At 65.1% G+C, this 18387-nt stretch carries 18 protein-coding genes and 1 tRNA gene; 4 read left to right on the forward strand and 15 right to left on the reverse strand.

The annotated features are described in order from the left end of the window. Window positions 1-41: 41 nt before the first annotated feature. A complete protein-coding gene (gene glmU, locus AWJ14_RS15165; protein WP_066180891.1) occupies window positions 42-1409 on the reverse strand; it encodes a bifunctional UDP-N-acetylglucosamine diphosphorylase/glucosamine-1-phosphate N-acetyltransferase GlmU in 1368 nt (455 codons plus the stop codon). A 106-nt stretch (window positions 1410-1515) separates the two neighbouring features. Between glmU and AWJ14_RS15170 the strand changes: the two genes are divergently transcribed. Next, complete coding sequence (locus AWJ14_RS15170; protein ID WP_066180897.1) at window positions 1516-2445, forward strand: DMT family transporter; 930 nt, start codon at window positions 1516-1518, stop codon at window positions 2443-2445. 22 nt (window positions 2446-2467) lie between these two features. Here AWJ14_RS15170 and AWJ14_RS15175 read toward each other — a convergent pair whose 3' ends face one another. Then, a complete protein-coding gene (locus AWJ14_RS15175) occupies window positions 2468-3217 on the reverse strand; it encodes a cytochrome c biogenesis CcdA family protein (RefSeq protein WP_066180899.1) in 750 nt (249 codons plus the stop codon). A gap of 463 nt (window positions 3218-3680) precedes the next feature. Here AWJ14_RS15175 and AWJ14_RS15180 point away from each other — a divergent pair. Further along, window positions 3681-3756, forward strand: a tRNA-Lys gene (locus AWJ14_RS15180). Between the two features lie 111 nt (window positions 3757-3867). Here AWJ14_RS15180 and AWJ14_RS15185 read toward each other — a convergent pair. Further along, the gene (locus tag AWJ14_RS15185; RefSeq protein WP_066180902.1) at window positions 3868-5691 is read right to left on the reverse strand and encodes an SLC13 family permease; all 1824 of its coding nucleotides are present in this window, start codon (window positions 5689-5691) and stop codon (window positions 3868-3870) included. 381 nt (window positions 5692-6072) lie between these two features. On the opposite strand from AWJ14_RS15185, the gene AWJ14_RS22445 reads away from it, so the two are divergent. Further along, window positions 6073-6231: a hypothetical protein gene (locus AWJ14_RS22445; protein WP_171904891.1), complete on the forward strand. Its 159-nt coding sequence runs from the start codon at window positions 6073-6075 to the stop codon at window positions 6229-6231. Further along, window positions 6228-7682 carry a GMC oxidoreductase gene (locus AWJ14_RS15190; RefSeq protein ID WP_066180905.1) on the forward strand — a complete coding sequence of 485 codons (1455 nt, stop codon included), beginning with the start codon at window positions 6228-6230 and terminating at the stop codon, window positions 7680-7682. Before AWJ14_RS22445 ends, AWJ14_RS15190 begins: the two co-directional genes overlap by 4 nt. 106 nt (window positions 7683-7788) lie before the next feature. Here AWJ14_RS15190 and mdoH read toward each other — a convergent pair whose 3' ends face one another. From mdoH to AWJ14_RS22885, 12 genes are all read right to left on the reverse strand, one after another. After that, on the reverse strand, window positions 7789-9942 hold the full coding sequence (mdoH, locus tag AWJ14_RS15195) for a glucans biosynthesis glucosyltransferase MdoH (protein WP_083220297.1): 2154 nt from the start codon (window positions 9940-9942) through the stop codon (window positions 7789-7791). Next, window positions 9939-11555 (reverse strand): OpgD/OpgG family glucan biosynthesis protein, encoded by a 1617-nt coding sequence (locus AWJ14_RS15200; protein ID WP_171904892.1) that lies wholly within the window; start codon window positions 11553-11555, stop codon window positions 9939-9941. The genes mdoH and AWJ14_RS15200 overlap by 4 nt, the downstream gene beginning before the upstream one ends. 139 nt (window positions 11556-11694) lie before the next feature. Continuing rightward, window positions 11695-12678, reverse strand: coding sequence for a lipoyl synthase (gene lipA, locus AWJ14_RS15205; RefSeq protein WP_066180918.1), 984 nt, complete (start codon window positions 12676-12678; stop codon window positions 11695-11697). A gap of 27 nt (window positions 12679-12705) precedes the next feature. Beyond that, window positions 12706-12981: a GlsB/YeaQ/YmgE family stress response membrane protein gene (locus tag AWJ14_RS15210; protein WP_066180921.1), complete on the reverse strand. Its 276-nt coding sequence runs from the start codon at window positions 12979-12981 to the stop codon at window positions 12706-12708. Between the two features lie 42 nt (window positions 12982-13023). Then, window positions 13024-13233 (reverse strand): hypothetical protein, encoded by a 210-nt coding sequence (locus AWJ14_RS15215; protein WP_066180924.1) that lies wholly within the window; start codon window positions 13231-13233, stop codon window positions 13024-13026. Next, window positions 13230-13667 (reverse strand): hypothetical protein, encoded by a 438-nt coding sequence (locus AWJ14_RS15220; RefSeq protein ID WP_066180927.1) that lies wholly within the window; start codon window positions 13665-13667, stop codon window positions 13230-13232. The genes AWJ14_RS15215 and AWJ14_RS15220 overlap by 4 nt, the downstream gene beginning before the upstream one ends. A 56-nt stretch (window positions 13668-13723) precedes the next feature. Further along, a complete protein-coding gene (lpdA, locus tag AWJ14_RS15225; protein WP_066180930.1) occupies window positions 13724-15169 on the reverse strand; it encodes a dihydrolipoyl dehydrogenase in 1446 nt (481 codons plus the stop codon). Window positions 15170-15180: 11 nt separating this feature from the next. Further along, complete coding sequence (locus AWJ14_RS15230; protein ID WP_066180933.1) at window positions 15181-15771, reverse strand: GNAT family N-acetyltransferase; 591 nt, start codon at window positions 15769-15771, stop codon at window positions 15181-15183. Between the two features lie 321 nt (window positions 15772-16092). Continuing rightward, a complete protein-coding gene (locus AWJ14_RS15235) occupies window positions 16093-16731 on the reverse strand; it encodes an SGNH/GDSL hydrolase family protein (RefSeq protein ID WP_066180937.1) in 639 nt (212 codons plus the stop codon). A gap of 54 nt (window positions 16732-16785) precedes the next feature. After that, window positions 16786-17016 carry a hypothetical protein gene (locus AWJ14_RS15240; RefSeq protein WP_066180940.1) on the reverse strand — a complete coding sequence of 77 codons (231 nt, stop codon included), beginning with the start codon at window positions 17014-17016 and terminating at the stop codon, window positions 16786-16788. A gap of 66 nt (window positions 17017-17082) precedes the next feature. Beyond that, window positions 17083-17637 (reverse strand): HdeD family acid-resistance protein, encoded by a 555-nt coding sequence (locus tag AWJ14_RS15245; protein ID WP_066180943.1) that lies wholly within the window; start codon window positions 17635-17637, stop codon window positions 17083-17085. Window positions 17638-17662: 25 nt separating this feature from the next. Further along, window positions 17663-18387 (reverse strand): 2-oxo acid dehydrogenase subunit E2 (locus AWJ14_RS22885; protein WP_245304299.1); only part of this gene is annotated, 725 nt, incomplete at its 5' end.

Raw genomic sequence — 18387 nt, forward strand, 5'->3', positions numbered from 1 at the left:
GTCAGGGCGTAACCCGCAGAGCCGGCCGCGCCCCCTCAGGGTCAGCCGCGGCTGGCGGCCTTGAGCGCCTTCAGCGCCGCGAGCTTTTCCCGAAGCCGCCCGGCGCGGCCCGGTTTGGTCTCCTGCCGTGCGCGTCCGATCGCCAGCGCATCGTCGGGCACGTCGGCAGTGATGACGCTGCCCGATCCCACGAAGGCGCCGTCCCCGATCCGGACCGGGGCAACGAGCGAGGAATTCGAGCCGATGAAGGCGCCTTCGCCGATCTCGGTCAGGTGCTTGTTCTGGCCGTCGTAATTGCAGGTGATGGTGCCCGCGCCGATATTGGCGCGCGCGCCGATCACCGCGTCGCCGATATAGGTGAGATGGTTGACCTTGGCGCCCGGCCCCACCTTGGCCTTCTTGACCTCGCAGAAATTGCCGACCTTGGATTTTTCGGCAAGCTCCGCGCCGGGCCTGAGCCGCGCGAACGGGCCGATTTCCGCGCCCGGCCCGACGTCCGCGCCCTCAAGATGGCTGAAGGCGTGGATCACCGCGCCGGCACCGACGCGCACGCCGGGGCCGAACCAGACATTCGGCTCGATGACAACATCGGTCCCGAGCACCGTGTCATGCGACAGGAACACGCTCGACGGATCGATCATGGTCACGCCCGACAGCATCGCCGCATGGCGGGCACGCGCCTGCCAGACCGCTTCGATCCCGGCCAGTTCGGCGCGGGTGTTGCAGCCCATCATGTCTTCTTCCGGCGCCTCGATGGCAACGCAGCGCAGGCCGCGAGCGCGGGCGATCTCGACGATGTCGGTCAGGTAATATTCGCCCTTGGCATTGTCGTTGCCGATGGCTTCGAGCAGGCTCACGGCTTCGCGGCCGGAAAACGTGATGATCCCGCCATTGCAGAAGCCGATGGCACGCTCGGCCTCGGTGGCGTCCCTGTGCTCGCGGATCGCCACGAGCTCGCCATCCTGCTCGATCAGGCGCCCGTAGCCGGTCGGGTCCGCGGGCCGGAAGCCCAGCACCACGACATCGGCGCCGCGGGCACGCTCGGCGGTCGCGGCCGTCAGGCTCGCGGGATCGATCAGCGGCGCGTCGCCGTAAAGCACCACGACATCGTCAAATCCTTCGGCGATGATGTCGCGCGCCATCAGCACGGCGTGGCCTGTGCCCTTGCGCTCGGTCTGTTCGACGGCGGCCACCGGCAGCTCGAGCCCGAGGCTCGCCGCTTGTGTCACCTTGTCGGCGTCGCGGCCGACCACCAGCGCCACCTTGGCGACACCGGCGGCGGCTGCCGCATGGGTGACATGGGCAATCAGCGGACGATTTCCGACCGTGTGCAAGACCTTGGATTTGGACGATTTCATGCGTGTGGCATCGCCCGCCGCGAGCACGACCGCCAGACAAGTCCGCGCCATCTGATCACCTCTTCATCGAATCGCTTGTTCTGCGGTGCCCGAGCCTATAGCACCGGTTGCGCTACGTATATTGCCCAGGCACCCCTGCCAAGACCCCGGATTCCGCATGTCGCCCGCCTCCCCTTCGACCGCCCCCGCCTCGCCCGCGCGCTTCATCCCGCTGATCGTGATGCTGCTGACGCCGCTGTTCTTCTCGTCGAACCTGATCTTCGGGCGAACGACGATACCGGAGGTGGCGCCGTTCACCCTCGCCTTCCTGCGCTGGTCGGCGGCGGCGCTGGTCCTGTCGCCGTTCCTCTGGCCGGTCCGCGCGCGGGCCAGGACCTATGTCGCAACCTATCCGCTGCACTGGCTCACGCTCGGCTTTCTCGGCATGTGGATCTGCGGCGCAGGCGTCTATTATGCCCTGCAATTCACCAGTGCGACCAACGGCACATTGATCTACACCACCTCGCCGCTGATGGTGATCATCCTCGAGCGACTCTTCTTCGGCCGCGCCACCAGCGCCCGCGAGATCGCCGGCATCGTCGTGGGGTTCCTGGGCGTCGCCATCATCGTGCTCAAGGGCGATCTCGGCGAGATCGGCGCGTCCTCGTTCAATCTCGGCGACCTGATGTTCATCGGCGCGGCACTGGCCTGGGCGGGCTATTCGGTGCTGCTCAAGGGACCGCGCACGGCGGGCCTGCCGGTGCCGGCGCTGTTCGGACTGGTGGCGTGTGCCGGCGCGCTGCTGCTCGCGCCCTTCGCGCTCGCGGAGCTGCTTGCCGGCGCGCGCATGCCGGTGACGGCTCAGGCCTGGGGCGGCATCGCCGGGATCGTGCTGTTCTCGTCGCTTCTGGCCTTTTCCGGCTACCAGTACGGCGTGGCGCGGCTGGGCGCCTCGACGGCGAGCGTGTTCATGTATCTGCTGCCGCCCTATGGCGTGGGCATGGCGGTGCTGCTGCTGGGCGAGCCGTTCCGGCTCTACCACGCGCTCGGCATCCTCACGGTGCTCACCGGCCTGGTGCTGGCGACGTGGCCGAAACGCCGCCGCTGATCGGCGCGGCCAGCCTCGCGCCTCAGCCGATCGTGCCGAGCGCGGGGAAGGTTTCGAGCAGCCAGTAGGCCATGGCGGCCATGCCGCCGCTCAGGAACAGGATCCCGGTCAGCACCAGAAGCGCGCCGGTGACCTTCTCGACGGTGCCGAGATGCTGGCGGAAGCGCTGGGTGAAGCGCATGAAGCGTTCGGAAAACAGCGCGGCGATCCAGAACGGCACCGCGAGCCCGAGCGAATAGGCCGCAAGCAGCAGCGCCCCGGAGCTCACCGTTTCGCGCGCCGCCGCCACGCCCAGCACCGCGCCCAGAACCGGGCCGATGCAGGGCGTCCAGCCAAAGGCGAAGGCAAGGCCCATGAGATAGGCACCCGACAGGGTTGCCGGCTTGCCGCCGCCGGAAAACCGGGCTTCGCGCGCAAGCAGGCCGAACCGGAACAGGCCCAGGAAATGCATCCCCATCAGGATGATCGCCACGCCGCCGATCTTGGCGAGCAGGTCCATATGCTGGCGCAGCGCCGCCCCGATGCTCGACGCGCCAGCGCCGAGCGCGATGAAGACAGTGGCAAACCCGAGCGTGAAGAAGATCGATGCGAGAATCACCGCCCGCCGTGTTTCCGACGCCCGGGCGCCCGGCCCGGAGCCGCGAAAATCCTCGACCGAGACGCCGGCCATGTAGCACAGATAGGGCGGCACCAGCGGCAGCACGCACGGCGACAGGAACGACAATGCGCCTGCAAGAAGGACGGTCAAGAGCGGAATATCTGCGATGGTCACGAAACCGGAACCCTTTGCGCGGCATGGGGGACGGACGGGGCATGCCCGCTTCGCGCCCTTTCTACTGATCCCGACGCGGTGACGCCAGTCACGTTTTGGAAAGCGTGCTGTGATCCCGGGCGGCATATCGGCGCGGGCGAAGCCGCGCGCACGTCTCTGGACCCTGCGCGCCGCTCAGGGATCAGCAGGCAGCCTGCGTAGCGCACAGGGCCTTTCGATGGCAAATGCAAGCGCCAAACCGCGCGGCCCCGTCCATGCCCGTTGTTGCCCCCTTTTTCAGCGCTTCAGCGGAGCCCACCGGCCGGGCGAAAACCCTGCCGGTTCGGCCCGCCCCGGAGGCGCCGGGGCAGCCCGGGAATTTTCTGCCGCACGGTGCCTTATTTGCGGTTGACCATGGGCAGATGCCTGCCTATGTTCCGCGCCACTCACGGCCCTCGGCGCTCGACGCTCCGGGACGGCCCGGGAGCGCGTAGCTCAGCCGGTAGAGCAACTGACTTTTAATCAGTAGGTCCAGGGTTCGAATCCCTGCGCGCTCACCAAAAAATTCAAGAAAACATTCCGTTACAGACGAATCCGGACGCACGACCGAGCCGGGAATCAGCGCTGCTGCACGCCTGAGGGAATGGGTCGCCGCCAAGCGCGGCGACGCCTCAGAACGGAAACACCAGCGGCACCAGGAAAACGGTCGTGACCAGGCAGATCGCGGCAAAGGGCACACCGACCCGGACGAAGTCGGAGAAGCGGTAGTTGCCCGGCCCCAGCACCAGCGTGTTCACCGGCGAGGAGACCGGGGTCATGAAGGCGGCAGAGGCGGCAAGCGCGACGGTCATGGCAAAGGGATAGGGCGACGCGCCCAGGGCTTCGGCGATCGCCAGCGTCACCGGCGCCACCAGCACCGCCGTGGCCGTGTTCGAAATGAACAGGCTCAAGGCCGATGTCGACAGGAAGATCACGACCAGGACCACGCGCGGCGGCGCACCGTCCAGCACCGACAGCAGCGCCTGCGCCGCCATCTCGACCCCGCCCGTGCGTTGCAGCGCGATCGAGAAGGGCAACATGCCCACGATCAGGATCAGGCTCTGCCAGTGGATCGAGCGGTAGGCCCCGGCCATGTCGATACAGCGGAACAGGCCGAGCAGAAGGCAGCCGAACAGCACCGCCTGCACATTCGGGACGATGCCCCAGACCATCAGCACCACGACCAGCGCCAGCACGCCCACGGCCAGCGGCGCCTGGTGCCGCGCCGGCACGGCCTCGTCCAGTTCCGCCGGCAGGTCCAGCAGCACAAGGTCGCGCCGCTCGTCCATCAGGTTCCTGATCGCGCGCCAGGAGCCGACGGTCAGCAGCGTGTCGCCCGACCGCAGCGGCTCGTTGATCAGGCTTTCGGCAACCGGCTTGGTGCCGTGCTTCATGCCGATCACCGACAGGTCGTAGATGTCGCGGAATCGGACGCTGGTCACGGTCTGGCCGATCAGTCGCGAAGTCGGCGGCACGATCATCTGCGCCATGCCGATTTCCTGGGCCGTGTCGGTGAACCAGCGGCCCGATGCGGGAAGCGAGATCAAATCGTGTGTCTTGGCGAAGGCGTCGAGATCGAAGCCCGCTTCGATCTGCTGGTCGATCAGCAGCACGTCGCCGGCTTCGAGCACCGTTTCGGCGCGCGGATTGATCAGCTTGCGGCGAAACCGGCTGCCGCGCTCGACGGCGACGATGTTGATGCCGGCGCTGCCGCGCAGGTCAAGCGAATCGAGCCGCTTGCCGGCAAGCGCGGAACCGGGGCGCAGCCTGAGCCTGTGCTCGCGGCTCGCCAGCGCGTAATCCGCCACCCAGCCGGTCAGGGCCTCGCGCGCAGGCGGCTCGGGCACCGGGCCTGGGGCGAGAAACCGGCGCGCCACCAGCATGTACAGCACCGCAAGCACCAGGATCGGAACGCCGAACGGGGTGAAGGAGAAGAAGTTGAACCCTTCGTAGCCCTGCCGGATCAGTTCGGAATGAACCACCAGGTTGGGCGCGGTCGCCACCAGCGTCATCATCCCGCTGATCAAGGCCGCCATCGACAGCGGCATCATCAGCCGCCCGGCGGGAATATGCGAGGTGTGCGCGATGCGCAGCGCGATCGGAATGAACAGCGCGACCACGCCCGTCGAGGACATGAACGAGCCGACCCCGCCGACAATCAGCATCAGAAGCACAATCAGCTTGGCTTCGCTGGCGCCGGCGCGCTCGCTCAGCCAGTCGCCCAGCCGCTGCGCCACGCCGGTCCTGACCAGCGCCTCGCCGAAAACGAAAAGCGCGGCGATGAGCACGACATTGGGGTCCGACAGGCCCGCAAGGGCCTCGGACATGGAGATCACCCCGGTCATCGGCAGCGCCACCATCATGATGACGGCGACCACATCCATGCGCGGCCGGTTGATCGCGAACATGAGCACCGCCGCGCCCAGAAGCGCAAGGACCATGGCAAGGGGCGACATCGGCTAGACCTCGCGCCGCGGCACTGCGCCGGGGACGGTGAAACGGAAAAAAGGCCTCATGGCTGGCACGCCCCTGCCCGCAGGGAAATCTCCACGGCGCAAGACGGAACGGCAAAGTGCAGGCATGGGCAGGATCGATGGGAGGCGCGGGGCGGGCATGTGTTCACAAGCGATTGATTCTGAAAACTCTTCGACAGGCGTCGAGCATGACAGCGAAGGCCGCCCTTGTGAACCGCCAATTCACTGCCTGCGCCAATCCGCCTGCCGCAGGCACCCTCCCCCACCCCGGGCAACCGGCTGCCGGTCTCGACGTCTTCAAACCGATGCGATAGATATCGGCACGGGTCGATTTCCCGGCTCGGTTGCTCCAGGTCCCATCCCATGCCCAGCATTTCGCGTCGCTTCTTTGTCGGCTATCTGGCAAGCCTTCCGCTGTCCGGGTTGGTGTTTCGCAGTCAGGCCCGGGCCGCCCAGGAGCTTTCGGTTCTCAATGGCTGGGTGTTGCGCGGCGATGATCTCGAGCGGCTGAACCTGCGATGATCGAAGACGCGGAAAACCGGTCCGAGGGTCGCTTCGATCTCCCCTTCGACGTCTGCATCATCGGGGCCGGACCTGCCGGCATCACCCTGGCGCGCCGGCTGGCCGGCCAGAATCGCCGTGTCGGCTTGTTCGAGGCCGGCGGGTTCGAAGCCACGGCGGAGTCCCAGGAGGTCTATGAGGGGCAAACGGCCGGAACGCCGGACTATTACGCGCTGGATGGCTGCCGGTTGCGGTTTCTCGGCGGCACCTCGAACCATTGGGGCGGCTGGACGCGCCCCTTCGACCCTTGGGATTTCGACGAGAATCCGAACAATCCGCTCAGCGGCTGGCCGATTGCCAAGACCGACCTCGACCCCTATGCGGCGGAAGCCGCGGACATTCTCGACCTGACCGCCGACACGCCGCCGCCCGACATGCTGGGAGACGCGAGCCCTTTCCTGCCGAGGCTGTTCCGGTTCAGCCGGCCGGTGGTGCGGTTCGGCGAAAAGTACCGCCAGGAGCTTTCGGCATCGAAAGACATCGAGCTGGTCCTCAACGCCAACCTGGTCGACCTCAGGCTCGACGGCAACCGGATCTCCGAGGCCGTGTTCCGTTCCTATGCCCGTCCCGACAGCTTTGCCGTCAGGGCGAAGCTCTTCGTGATCTGCCTTGGAGGACTGGAAAATCCGCGCGCGCTGTTGAATGCGACCAGCCAGGTCAATGTCGGGATCGGCAACGAAAACGGTTATGTCGGACGGTGCTTCCTCGAGCACCCGCACGCCCCGGTGGGCAAGGTCGTCACGCGCGAACCGCTTGACTGGATGCATGTCTACGCGCCGACCCCGGACACGATGCATTCGCTTGGGGTGCTGAATTTCGGCCTGCGCATCGGCAACGAAGGCCAGTGGAACGCGCCGGATTTCTATGGCCCGCTGACGCAGCAGCCCGCATGCGATGTGCCGTTCGACACCATGCTGCTGGCGGCGGTGAACGGCGAAGCGCCCCCCTGCCCGGCGCATTTTTCCGATGCCCTGATCGCCTGCGAACAGAAGATCGATCCCGACAACCGGGTGGTGCTGACCGACGAGCGCGACCGTTTCGGCCTGCGCCGGATGCGGCTCGACTGGAGCGTGTCGGAGCAGGACCTGAAGACCTTGCGTGTTGCGGCGTCCGAAATGGCGACACTGCTTGCCAAGCGCGACCTCGGCCGCATGAAGATCATCGACTGGCTGGCCAATGGCGAGGCGCCACAATCCAACCAGTTGTGGGGCGGCAATCACCATATGGGCACGACGCGCATGTCCGCGGACCCGAAACGCGGCGTGGTCGATGCCAATTGCCGCGTGCATACGGTCAACAATCTCTATTGTGGCGGCAGCAGCGTGTTTTCGACGTCAGGGCACGCCAACCCGACCTACACCATCGTGCAGCTCGCCTTGCGTCTGGGCGACCACCTCGATCAGATTATCTGACGAGCCCGGGGAAGCTTCCCTGGCGCACGCTCCCGGATGCCAAAGGCAAGCGCGACGGGATGCCGGTCGTTGCCGGCCGGATGGACAGACTTGACCGCGATCTCCCTCAGCCGAGGCTTGCCTGCGCCAACGGGGCATGCGGAAAGATCTCGTCCTGTCCTGCCGCAGCGGTGCGGCCCAGCCCGGCCAGTTTTTCGGCCAGCATCCGCTCACCGGCGACCTGAACGCATTCGCTCTCGTCGAGCCAGGACAGCGCTTCGTCGAGCGTCGCGGCTTCGTCGATCTTGCTGGCGGCCGTCAGATAGGCGGCATCCGGCTTGCCACGCGTTCTGGGCGCCCTGTTGACCCAGCGGAAATGCGCTTCCCGGAGCGCCGCATCTTCCGCGAGCGCCCTGATGGCATCGGCCGGGGCCTGCGGCGCGTGCGCCCAGGCGGCATGAAAATCACGCAGGATGGCCGGCGGGCCTTCCTCTTCCGGCGTGATCAGCAAGCCCCGCCTGCGCAAGGCGCGGCCCGCAGCCTTGCTGCTGCTCAGCCTCGACAGCGGCACCGCGAGCACGAGGCCAAGCAGGGTCGGCGAGAGCCACAAGAGAATTTCCGGGGAGAGGACAAAGGCAAAGCAGGCAATGGCGATGCCGACCACCATATGCAGCCAATGGGCGCGCCAGGCATCCATCCAGCTCGTTTCGCCGTCGCGGCGCTGCGGGTTCCAGCCGGAATTGCGCCCGAGCAGGATCTCGATGATCTGCTTGCTGTGGATCAGCATCATGATCGGCGCAATCAGCGCGGAAAACAGCAATTCGGTGAGCGCCCCGCCGAGGAGGCTCTTCGCACCGCCACAGGACTGCCGAAAGCTCCGCGTCGCCAAAGCGAGAAGGAGCCCGAGGATCTTCGGCAGGAACAGGACACCCAGGGTGACGACGAACAACCGCACCATGCGCTCGGAATCGAAGCTCGGCCAGGTCGGGAAAAGCTGCAGGCCCTGCGGGAAATATTCCGGGCGCACGAATTCCGCCTGCAACGCCAGGGCAAAACCGAAGGCGATCAGCAGCAGCCAGATGGGCGAGATGAGATAGCTCATCACGCCGAGCGCCAGATGGGCACGGTTCGGCCATTCAAGCCCGCTGGCGAAGATCACGCGCAGGTGCTGCAGGTTCCCTTGCGCCCAGCGACGATCGCGGACAGCCGCGTCGAGCAGCGAGGGAGGGCTGTCCTCCCAGGATCCTTCGAGGTCGGTCGCCATCTCCACCCGCCAGCCGGCGCGGCGCATCAAGGCGGCCTCGACGAAGTCATGCGACAGGATCGGCCCGCCAAACGGCTCTTTGCCCGACAGTGTGGGCAGGATGCACGAGGACGCAAAGGCCTCCGTGCGCAGGATGGCGTTGTGGCCCCAGAAATTGCCCTCGCCGCCCTGCCAGGACGCATATCCGCTGGCGATCACCGGGCCGTAGACCCGGCTCGCGAACTGCTGGGCGCGCGCAAACAGCGAGACGCCGCCGCCGAGCTTCGGAAAGGTCTGCAGGATGCCCAGTTGCGGGTCGTCCTCCATCGCACCGACCAGCGCCACCAGAGTGTCCGGCGACATCAGGCTGTCAGCATCGAGCACGACGAAATGATCGTAGCGGCCGCCCCAGTTCTCGACGAAATCCTGGATGTTGCCGGCCTTCCTGGCGTGGTTGGTCCAGCGGCGGCGGTACCACACGGCCATCTGGCCGCCGAGCGACTGGCGCAAGCGGTCGACGGCCTGGGTCTCGGCGACCCAGACGGACGCGGTGCGCGAATCCGACAGGATGACGATTTCAAAGCAGTCGCCATAGCCCTGGCGCACCAGCCCCTGCCCCATGACTTCAAGCGCCGCGGTCAGCTTTGCGGGATCTTCGTTGTAGATCGGCACCGCCAGCGCGGTCCGGGTCTTGAGCTTCTCCGGCCGGAACCGCCAGACGCGGTGCGGCTGGGGCAGCAGGAAGCCGACAAGGGCCGAAGCCGCCGCAAAGCAGATCCAGGCGAAGGTGATGGCAAACAGCGCCGTCATGATTCCCTCGAGAATCGTCACGCCGCCGGCTTCGACGACGCGGACCATCTCGAAGGTCCCGAGGGCGGTGCCGATGGCTGCCCCACCGAAGGCGATGGTGCGCGCCAGCGCCACCCGCCACCCGATTCGCGCGCACCGGCGCACCGGTGTCCGCCGCAAATCCTGCACCGGCGCCGCGAGCGGCTCAGCAGGCGGCATTCCTGACTTGCTTGCAAAATGCAGATTCATAGAGCGGTCCAACGGTAAAGCCAGGTCTCGCTGGCGGCATTTCCATCTCTCACCAGAACGAGACGCAACTCGGAAATCTTACTGGAACCCGTTTCCAGTTCGAAGGAAACGCGCAACGCGCCTCCTGGTTCCGCGGCATGCACAACAGGATTGACGACGTTGCCGGCGGACGCGGATACGTCCATCGTCAGACCGGCCGGCTCGATCTTGACGGAGGGGTCCGATCCCATGAAGTCGATGACGAACAGGCGGCGATCGCCGGCCAGGCTTTTCCCCGAGCGGCTGGCGACCACATGCAGCAATTCCGGCGGCGGCAGCCTCCGCTCGGTCCAGCGCATCCGGTAGTTCACCTGCCACGGTGTGCCCTGCGGCACTTCCTGCTTCGGGCGCCAATAGGCAACGATGTTGTCGTTGATCTCCTGCGCGGTGGGGATTTCCACCAGTTCCACGACGCCTTCGCCCCATTGGCCGATCGGCTCGATCCACAGGCTGGGGCGGCGCTCGTATTTGGCTTCCGCGTCGACGAATTCCTCATAGTTGCGCGGACGCTGCATCAGGCCGAACCCGCGAGGGTTGTTGTCGGCAAAGCCGGAAATCTGCAACACCGTGGGATTGTTGAGCGGCCGCCAGAGCCATTCGCTCTTGCCCGTGAGCATCTGCAGGCCGTCGGAATCGTGCACGGCGCGGCGATAGTCGTCGAACGCGTTGCGGTTCATTCCGTTGAACAGGAACATGGACGTAAGCGGCGCCACGCCGATCTTCTTCACGTTCTTGCGCAGGACCAGCTGCGCCTTGACCTCGATCACGGTTTCGGCGCCGGGCGTGATGTCGAACCGGTAGGCGCCCGTCAGCGATGGACTGTCGAGCAAGGCGTAGACCACCAGCGAGTTCGCATCGAGTTGCGGTTTCTCGATCCAGAACCGGCGAAAGGCGGGAAATTCCTCGCCTTCGGGTTCCGCGACGTTCACCGCAAGGCCGCGCGCGGACAGGCCATATACCTGCTCCCGGCCCAGCGAGCGGAAGTAACTGGCGCCCTGAAAGACGAGGAATTCCTGATAGGCTTGCGGCGAATTGATCGGATAGCGCACGCGAAAGCCGGAAAAGGCCGCCCCCTCGGTATCCTCCGGCGGAACCACCCCTTCGCCATAGGCAAACAGATCGGTGGAGAAGGGAATTTCGGTCGCCACACCGTCTTCGACAAGAGCGATGCTGACCGGCTCCTTGTAGATGAAGCCGGGATAGAACAGGTCGAGGCGGAACGGCGTGTCGTCGTCTTTCCAGATCGCCGCTTCCGGCTTGAACCACACCTTCCGGTAATCGTCATAGGTGAGGTCGTTGAGCGCCTTGGGAATGTCCCCGAAATGCGGCACGAACGCCTCCGAGGCGAGCCTTGAAGCTTCCTGGACAAGCCACTCGTAGCTGAACGGCGCAGTGGCGGCCGGAGCGGGCACGGTCTGCGCAGGATCAGTCTGTGCGAAAGCCGCAGTGTCGGAAAGGGATCTTGAGGCTGCCGCCAACGCAAACATACCGAGGACGGCCCGACGATTGAAACGCATCTGCAACACCGATTCTTTTTTGGACGAACATATCTGATGCAAATTTCTGCGCCGCACAATTGTTTTGTGCGTCGCAGAACCAGAATTGCAAACTGTTGAAGCCCGACTTTGTTCCCGGCGCAGGGTGCCGAGCCCAGGGCTCTTATGGCACGAGTGCACGCATCCCGTCCATCGGCATTACCGGCGCCCCTCGCCCCTACCCGGCGGCAAGAAGCTTCTTTTCCCGGTTGGCCTTGAGCCGGGCGAAATCGTCGCCGGCATGGTGCGAGGAGCGCGTGAGCGGGCTCGAGGAGACCATCAGGAAGCCCTTGGTGTAGGCAATGGTCTCGTAGCTCTTGAACTCCTCGGGCGTGACGAAGCTCATCACCTCGTGGTGCTTGCGGGTCGGCTGCAGATACTGGCCGATGGTGATGAAGTCGACATCGGCGGTCCTCAGGTCGTCCATCAGCTGCAACACTTCGTTGCGCTCCTCGCCAAGCCCCACCATGATGCCCGACTTGGTGAACATGGTCGGATCGAGTTCCTTGACCCGCTGCAACAGCCTCAGCGAATGGAAATAGCGCGCCCCCGGGCGGACGGTGAGATAGTTGCCGGGCACGGTTTCGAGATTGTGGTTGAACACGTCCGGCTTTGCCGCCACCACGCGTTCGAGCGCGCCGGGCTTGCGCAGGAAATCCGGCGTCAGGATCTCGATGGTGGTGGCCGGAGAGGCGGCGCGAACCGCCTGGATCACCCGTTCGAAATGCTCGGCGCCGCCATCGGTCAAATCGTCGCGGTCGACCGAGGTGATCACCACATGGTTGAGCCCCATCTCGCGCACGGCGCGGGCGACATTGTCGGGCTCGTTCGGATCGAGCGCGTTGGGGAGACCCGTGATCACGTTGCAGAAGGCGCAGGCGCGGGTGCAGATCTCGCCCATGATCATGAAGGTGGCGTGCTTCTTGTCCCAGCACTCGCCGATATTCGGACAGCCCGCTTCCTCGCAGACGGTGACCAGGTTGTTGGTCTTCACGATCGAGCGGGTTTCCTGATAGCCCTTGGAATTGGGCGCGCGCACGCGGATCCAGTCGGGCTTGCGCTTGACCTCGGTATCGGGCCGCTTCTGCTTTTCCGGGTGCCGCACGCGCTTGGTGTCGGGCCTTATGGGATCTGGCTTGGTGACGTCGAGGATCGTGACCATCGAGGGGTCCTTTACGATGTTACGGGATCAGCCGCGCTTGGAGCGGCCGAAGACCCACAGGATCAGGATCGCGCCGACGATGGCGACGACCAGATTGCCCGCAAATCCATAATAATTGATGTTGAGCACGCCCGCGAGCGCGCCGCCGACAAAGGAGCCGGCGATGCCGACCAGCATGTTGGTCAGAAGCCCGTGGTCCCGGTTCATGGCACGCTCGGCGACATAGCCGGCGAGAACGCCGATCAGCAGGAGCCCGAGAAAGCCTACCCCCGGCATGCTCATCACGCCCATATGTGGTTGCATCAGCCTAACGAGCCCCTTTCGTTGTTCCTGAGATGCCGACGATCATAACGCATGCCGACGCATAAACGCTGCTTCGTCTCCCGTCCGTCGCACCGAAGTCCCGGAACGGGTTCCGGTGGATGGCAGCGAAGAGCCGGCGAGCTGCCCCTGCCTCAGGTCCCGCAGCCCTTTTGTGATCCGCATCAGCGCGAGGAAAGAGAACCCGATCGCAAAGATGCACACCGCTATCTGAAGCACGAGGAAATAGGTCATCGCAGTTCACCTTTGCGCAACAAGCCTTCAATGAGCCAGATACGTCCGACATAGGCGACGGACAAGAGATAGGTCGCCAAAATGGTCAAGAACATGGCAATCTCCGCAAGCGGCTGGGTCACGAAGAAATCGTGGACGGCATCGTTCCTGATCGAGAACCCGAAGCTGATGCTCGTCATGATCGCGACGATAACCGACAAACCCACCAGTGTCTCGTTCAACCGTCCCCGGACGAATAGGTCAGGTCTGCTGCCGCTCGTCGCCCGATGGACGAAATCGCCGATGCTGAAGAGCATGAGAGTGGCAACCACCCAGCAGATCGCATCGGCGTTGTCTGCAAAATATCCGCCACCCCCAGCAGTTCCATCCGCGAAGTAAATGACAAGCAGCCCTGCTATGGCGGTAAAATGCGCGAACAGATACGAAATAAACACCTCGTTCCCTTCCCTTATTGCACCACCAATCAGTTAGAACTCCCTCTCCGCCTCAATCAAGCGTTGAGTGCGCGGCCATAGGCGTCGAGCACGCTTTCCTTGAGCGTTTCCGAGATCGTCGGATGCGGGAAGATCGTGTGCATCAGCTCTTCCTCGGTGGTCTCGAGGTTCATCGCCACGACGAAGCCCTGGATCAGTTCGGTCACTTCCGCCCCGACCAGATGCGCGCCCAGAAGTTCGCCGGTCTTCTTGTCGAAGATGGTCTTGACCATGCCCTGATCCTCGCCGAGCGCGATCGCCTTGCCGTTGGCGACGAAGGGGAAGCGGCCGACGCGGATGTCGCGGCCCTGCTCCTTGGCCTTGGCTTCGGTCAGGCCGACGGAGGCGACCTGCGGGTTGCAATAGGTGCAGCCCGGGATCTTGAGCTTGTCCATCGGGTGCACGTTCTTGAGCCCGGCGATCTTCTCGACGCAGATCACCGCCTCGTGCTCGGCCTTGTGGGCGAGCATCGGCGGGCGGGCGACATCGCCGATCGCGTAGATGCCGGCGACATTGGTCTTGCCGTAGCCGTCAATGACGATGCAGCCGCGGTCGGTCTTCACGCCGAGCTCCTCGAGGCCGAGATTCTCGATATTGCCCTGCACGCCGACGGCGGAGATCATCCGTTCGGCGGTGATCTTCTCGACCTTGCCGTCCTTCATCTCGACATGGGCGGTGACGCTGTCCGAACCCTTCTCGACCTTGGCGACCTTGGCTTCGAGCAGGATCTTCATGCCCTGCTTTTCGAACTGCTTCTTGGCGAAGGCCGAGATTTCGGCGTCTTCCACCGGCATCACCGTCTTCATCACCTCGACCACCGTGACCTCGACGCCAAGCGTGCGGTAGAAGGAAGCGAATTCGATGCCGATCGCGCCCGAGCCCATCACCAGAAGCGACTTCGGCAGCTTCTCGGGCTTCATCGCCTCGAAATAGGTCCAGATCAGCTTGCCGTCGGGCTCGATGCCTGGCAGCGCGCGCGGCCGGGCGCCGGTGGCGACGATGATGTGCTTGGCGGTGTAGGTGCCCTCGCCCAGCGTGTTCTTCGGGATCGGGCCCTGCGGCTCGACGATCTTCTTCTGCGTCTTGGTGACCTTGATCTCGCCGGGCTTGACGAGCTTCGCCTCGCCCCAGATCACGTCGACCTTGTTCTTCTTCATCAGGAAGCCGACGCCGCCGTTCATGCGTTCGGCGATGCCGCGCGAGCGCTTGACGATGGCGGCGATGTCCGGCGTCACCTTGCCTTCGAGCTTGAGCCCATAATTCGAGGCGTGTTCGGCCTGGTGGAACACTTCGGCCGACCGCAGCAGCGCCTTGGTCGGGATGCAGCCCCAGTTGGAGCAGATGCCGGCCAGGTGCTCGCGCTCGACCACGGCGGTCTTGAGGCCGAGCTGGGCGGCGCGAATGGCTGCGATATAGCCGCCGGGTCCGGAGCCGATGATGATCACGTCGTAGGATTGGGCCATGGAAGATCTCCTTAGAGGGCGGTTGCCGCATCCCGGGCGGGGCGCATCAGGAGCACCCACGCGTCGGCGGCAGGATGGTCGGGAAAGGCGATGAGCGGCGCGCGGGCCTGCTCGACGAAGCCGAGGCTCCGGTAGAGATCGAGCGCCGTGGAATTGGCGTCATCGGTGATGATCGAGGACGGGCCCGCGGCGCGATCGAGTTCGGCCGCGACCAGCGCCCGGCCGATGCCCCTGCCGCGAAAACGCGTGTAGACGGCGACCGTGTCGATGAAGCGCGTGCCGACGGCGCGAGCCTTGAGCGCCTCGATGGTTTTCAGCGCGGGATCGTTCTTGAGCTCGTCCGTGTCGTCGTCGCCGCCGGTCAGCTCGAAGGACAGCGACATGCCCGCGACCATGTCATCGACCTCCGCGACGAGCGCATTGCGCCAGGAGAACGGACCTTCGACAAAGGCATAGCCGTCCCGGCCGAATTCGAGCGGCCGGTTGCTGGCCCCGCCGCGCACGCCCGCAGCAAGCACATGTGTCGCCAGCCCCGATGACGCGATGTCATCGAGAATGACGAGGTCGGCGCTGTCAGCCCGTGTGGCGGGTCGTATGTGCAAGGCCTGCTCCTGTCGTCTCCGGCACCCGGGCCGGTGTGGCTGGACCCGGCCGGAGGCGCTCAGCCCGCCGGGATCCTTTAAATTTCATCCTCGAGCGGCAAGCGTTGCCTGCGCATGATCTCATTCCGGACAGTGTCCGTCGGCTCGAGACTGGTCTTCGTGCAGTGGATGGCTCCGGGTCACACGCCCGGGACGGTCCTCCTTATGCCCCTTGTCAACGGTCTCGCCGGCAGGGTTTCGATGGTCGGGCGATCAAAACCGGGTCGCGGCGGCACAAATATCTGCGGCTGCGCGGGCCTTTGCGGCGCGCACTCCGCGGCATCAGTCCCCAAGCAACAGCCGCGCCACCGGGGCAAGGCCGCGGCCGATGGCGCGGGTATTCTCGGCGGTCAGATGCACGCCGTCGATCGCCGAGCATTCGGCCACCGATCCGGCATCGAAGAAGCCCGCGCCACACTCATCGGCGAGATCGGCGTAGAACGAAGCGAGCATCGTCGATTGCTCAACACCGCCCTCGAACATCGCGGCAAAATCCGGGTCCGCCGTCTCGACCAGCCGCGGCGGCGCCACCACCAGCACCTGCGGCACCTCCTGCTCGACCGGCCAGGCATGGCAGCGCACCAGTTCGACCAGCCGGCGCATGCCCTTCGAGGAGGCGTGGGCGGTACCGGCGACCACCGGCTTCATGTCGTTGGCGCCGAGCATCAGGATCACCAGATCGAGCGGTGCGTGGGCGTGCAGCGCGGTCGGCAGCGTGCGCGTGGCGTTGCGGTCGCAGTCGGCGGTGTAGTCGTCGAAGGCGGTGGTGCGGCCGTTGAGCCCGTCGGCCACCACATGCACGCCCTCGCCCAGCAAGGCTGCGAGCGCCGAGGGCCAGCGGTCGGCGAGCGCATGACGCCCGCGGTTTTCCGGATCGTAGCCCCAGGTCAGGGAGTCGCCGTAGCAGAGGACTGTTTTCATGGCGTCAGGCAACTTCCTGAGTAAGGGCCGCGACTTGGTTCCGGACGATCAAGATCAATTCCTCTTCATCAATTCGTCGACCTTTTTCTCCAGAGCGCCGATCCGCTCCTCGAAATCGCCGGTTACGAGCTTGCCCATCATGGTGTCGGCGGTGAGCGCAGTCTTGAAACTCTTCTGCGACGCGTCGATCGCATCCAGGCGCTTCTCGATTTCGGTAAATCCGCTCTTCATCTCGGAGCGAATTTCCTTGAGCATGGGGACAACCATGTCTTTTGGTTCAGCCATGACACCCTCCTTCTGACCTTACGGAACGCTCAATATGGTGCGCGCCGCGGGCAAAGTCATCTGCCTTCACATGCCTTTGCCAAGATCGCGCAGCCCGAGCGCCACGAACAGGAACAGCACCCCGTTGGAGACGAGTTCGATGCCGAGCAGGAGGCCCAGAATGGTTGCCGCCGAGACCGGCAGGCCGGCGATGATGAGGATGCCGAGCAGGGCCGACACCAGGCCTGAGACCAGCACCCAGCCCCAGCCCCGCGCGGGCTTGAGCGACAGCGCGAACATGGTCTTGGCGATGCCGGTGATGAGAAACAGCACCGCCACCAGCAGCGTGAGCGAAATGCTGCCCGCGAGCGGATCGGCGATCAGCACGAAGCCCACCAGGAGCGACAGCACGCCGAGCCCCAGCGACCAGATGAAGCCCGACCAGTCGCGCACACGGAGGGCGTGAAACACCTGGATCGCGCCCTGGATCAGGAACACCCAGCCGGCGAGCGTGACCGCGAAGATGGTCGCGCCGAACGGATTGAGCAGCGCCAGCACGCCGCCGACGATGCAGAGCACGGCGAGCACCGCCATCCAGGTCCAGGTCTTGCTGAAATTCCCCTTCACATCGTTGTCGGCCATGTGCGCTGTCTCCTGTTGCGTGACGTCAGACCAGCATTCCCATCGGGTTTTCGATATAGCGCTTGAAGGCGGCCAGCAGTTCCGCACCGAGCGCGCCGTCGACGGCGCGGTGGTCGGTCGACAGCGTCACACTCATCACGGTCGCGACGGCGAGTTCGCCGTTCTTGACCACCGGGCGCTGTTCGCCCGCGCCGATCGCCAGGATGGTGGCGTGCGGCGGATTGATGACGGCGGCGAAGTCCTTGACGCCCATCATGCCCATGTTCGACACCGCCGTGGTGCCGCCCTGGTATTCCTCGGGCTTGAGCTTGCGCGCTTTCGCACGGGCGCCGAGATCCTTCATCTCGTTGGAGATGGCCGACAGCGTCTTCGCTTCCGCCTTGCGGACGATCGGGGTGATCAACCCGCCGGGAATGGAAACGGCGACGCCGACATCGGAATGCTTGTGCATCACCATGGCTTCGTCGGTCCAGGAGACATTGGCGTCCGGCACATCCCTGAGCGCGAGCGCCAGCGCCTTGATGATCATGTCGTTGACCGAGAGCTTGTAGGCCGGCTTGTCGTCCTTGACGGGGGCCGCCTTGTTCAGCTCCGAGCGGAGCTTGAGCAGCGCATCGAGCTCGCAGTCGACGGTCACATAGAAATGCGGGATCGTCTGCTTGGATTCCTGCAGGCGGCGGGCGATGGTCTTGCGCATGCCGTCATGCTTGACGAGTTCGTAGGAGCCCTCGGCGAACATCTTGAGCACGG

This window comes from Parahoeflea olei (genome assembly GCF_001703635.1).
Lineage (GTDB): Bacteria > Pseudomonadota > Alphaproteobacteria > Rhizobiales > Rhizobiaceae > Hoeflea > Hoeflea olei.

Excerpts from the sequence above, each read along its gene's own strand:
- lpdA (WP_066180930.1), bottom strand. The coding sequence starts at position 15,169 with ATGGCCCAATCCTACGACGTGATCATCATCGGCTCCGGACCCGGCGGC.
- AWJ14_RS15215 (WP_066180924.1), bottom strand. The coding sequence starts at position 13,233 with ATGACCTATTTCCTCGTGCTTCAGATAGCGGTGTGCATCTTTGCGATC.
- AWJ14_RS15190 (WP_066180905.1), top strand. The coding sequence starts at position 6,228 with ATGATCGAAGACGCGGAAAACCGGTCCGAGGGTCGCTTCGATCTCCCC.
- AWJ14_RS15245 (WP_066180943.1), bottom strand. The coding sequence starts at position 17,637 with ATGGCCGACAACGATGTGAAGGGGAATTTCAGCAAGACCTGGACCTGG.
- AWJ14_RS15235 (WP_066180937.1), bottom strand. The coding sequence starts at position 16,731 with ATGAAAACAGTCCTCTGCTACGGCGACTCCCTGACCTGGGGCTACGAT.
- glmU (WP_066180891.1), bottom strand. The coding sequence starts at position 1,409 with ATGGCGCGGACTTGTCTGGCGGTCGTGCTCGCGGCGGGCGATGCCACA.
- AWJ14_RS15185 (WP_066180902.1), bottom strand. The coding sequence starts at position 5,691 with ATGTCGCCCCTTGCCATGGTCCTTGCGCTTCTGGGCGCGGCGGTGCTC.
- mdoH (WP_083220297.1), bottom strand. The coding sequence starts at position 9,942 with ATGAATCTGCATTTTGCAAGCAAGTCAGGAATGCCGCCTGCTGAGCCG.
- AWJ14_RS22445 (WP_171904891.1), top strand. The coding sequence starts at position 6,073 with ATGCCCAGCATTTCGCGTCGCTTCTTTGTCGGCTATCTGGCAAGCCTT.
- AWJ14_RS15240 (WP_066180940.1), bottom strand. The coding sequence starts at position 17,016 with ATGGCTGAACCAAAAGACATGGTTGTCCCCATGCTCAAGGAAATTCGC.
- lipA (WP_066180918.1), bottom strand. The coding sequence starts at position 12,678 with ATGGTCACGATCCTCGACGTCACCAAGCCAGATCCCATAAGGCCCGAC.
- AWJ14_RS15210 (WP_066180921.1), bottom strand. The coding sequence starts at position 12,981 with ATGCAACCACATATGGGCGTGATGAGCATGCCGGGGGTAGGCTTTCTC.
- AWJ14_RS15170 (WP_066180897.1), top strand. The coding sequence starts at position 1,516 with ATGTCGCCCGCCTCCCCTTCGACCGCCCCCGCCTCGCCCGCGCGCTTC.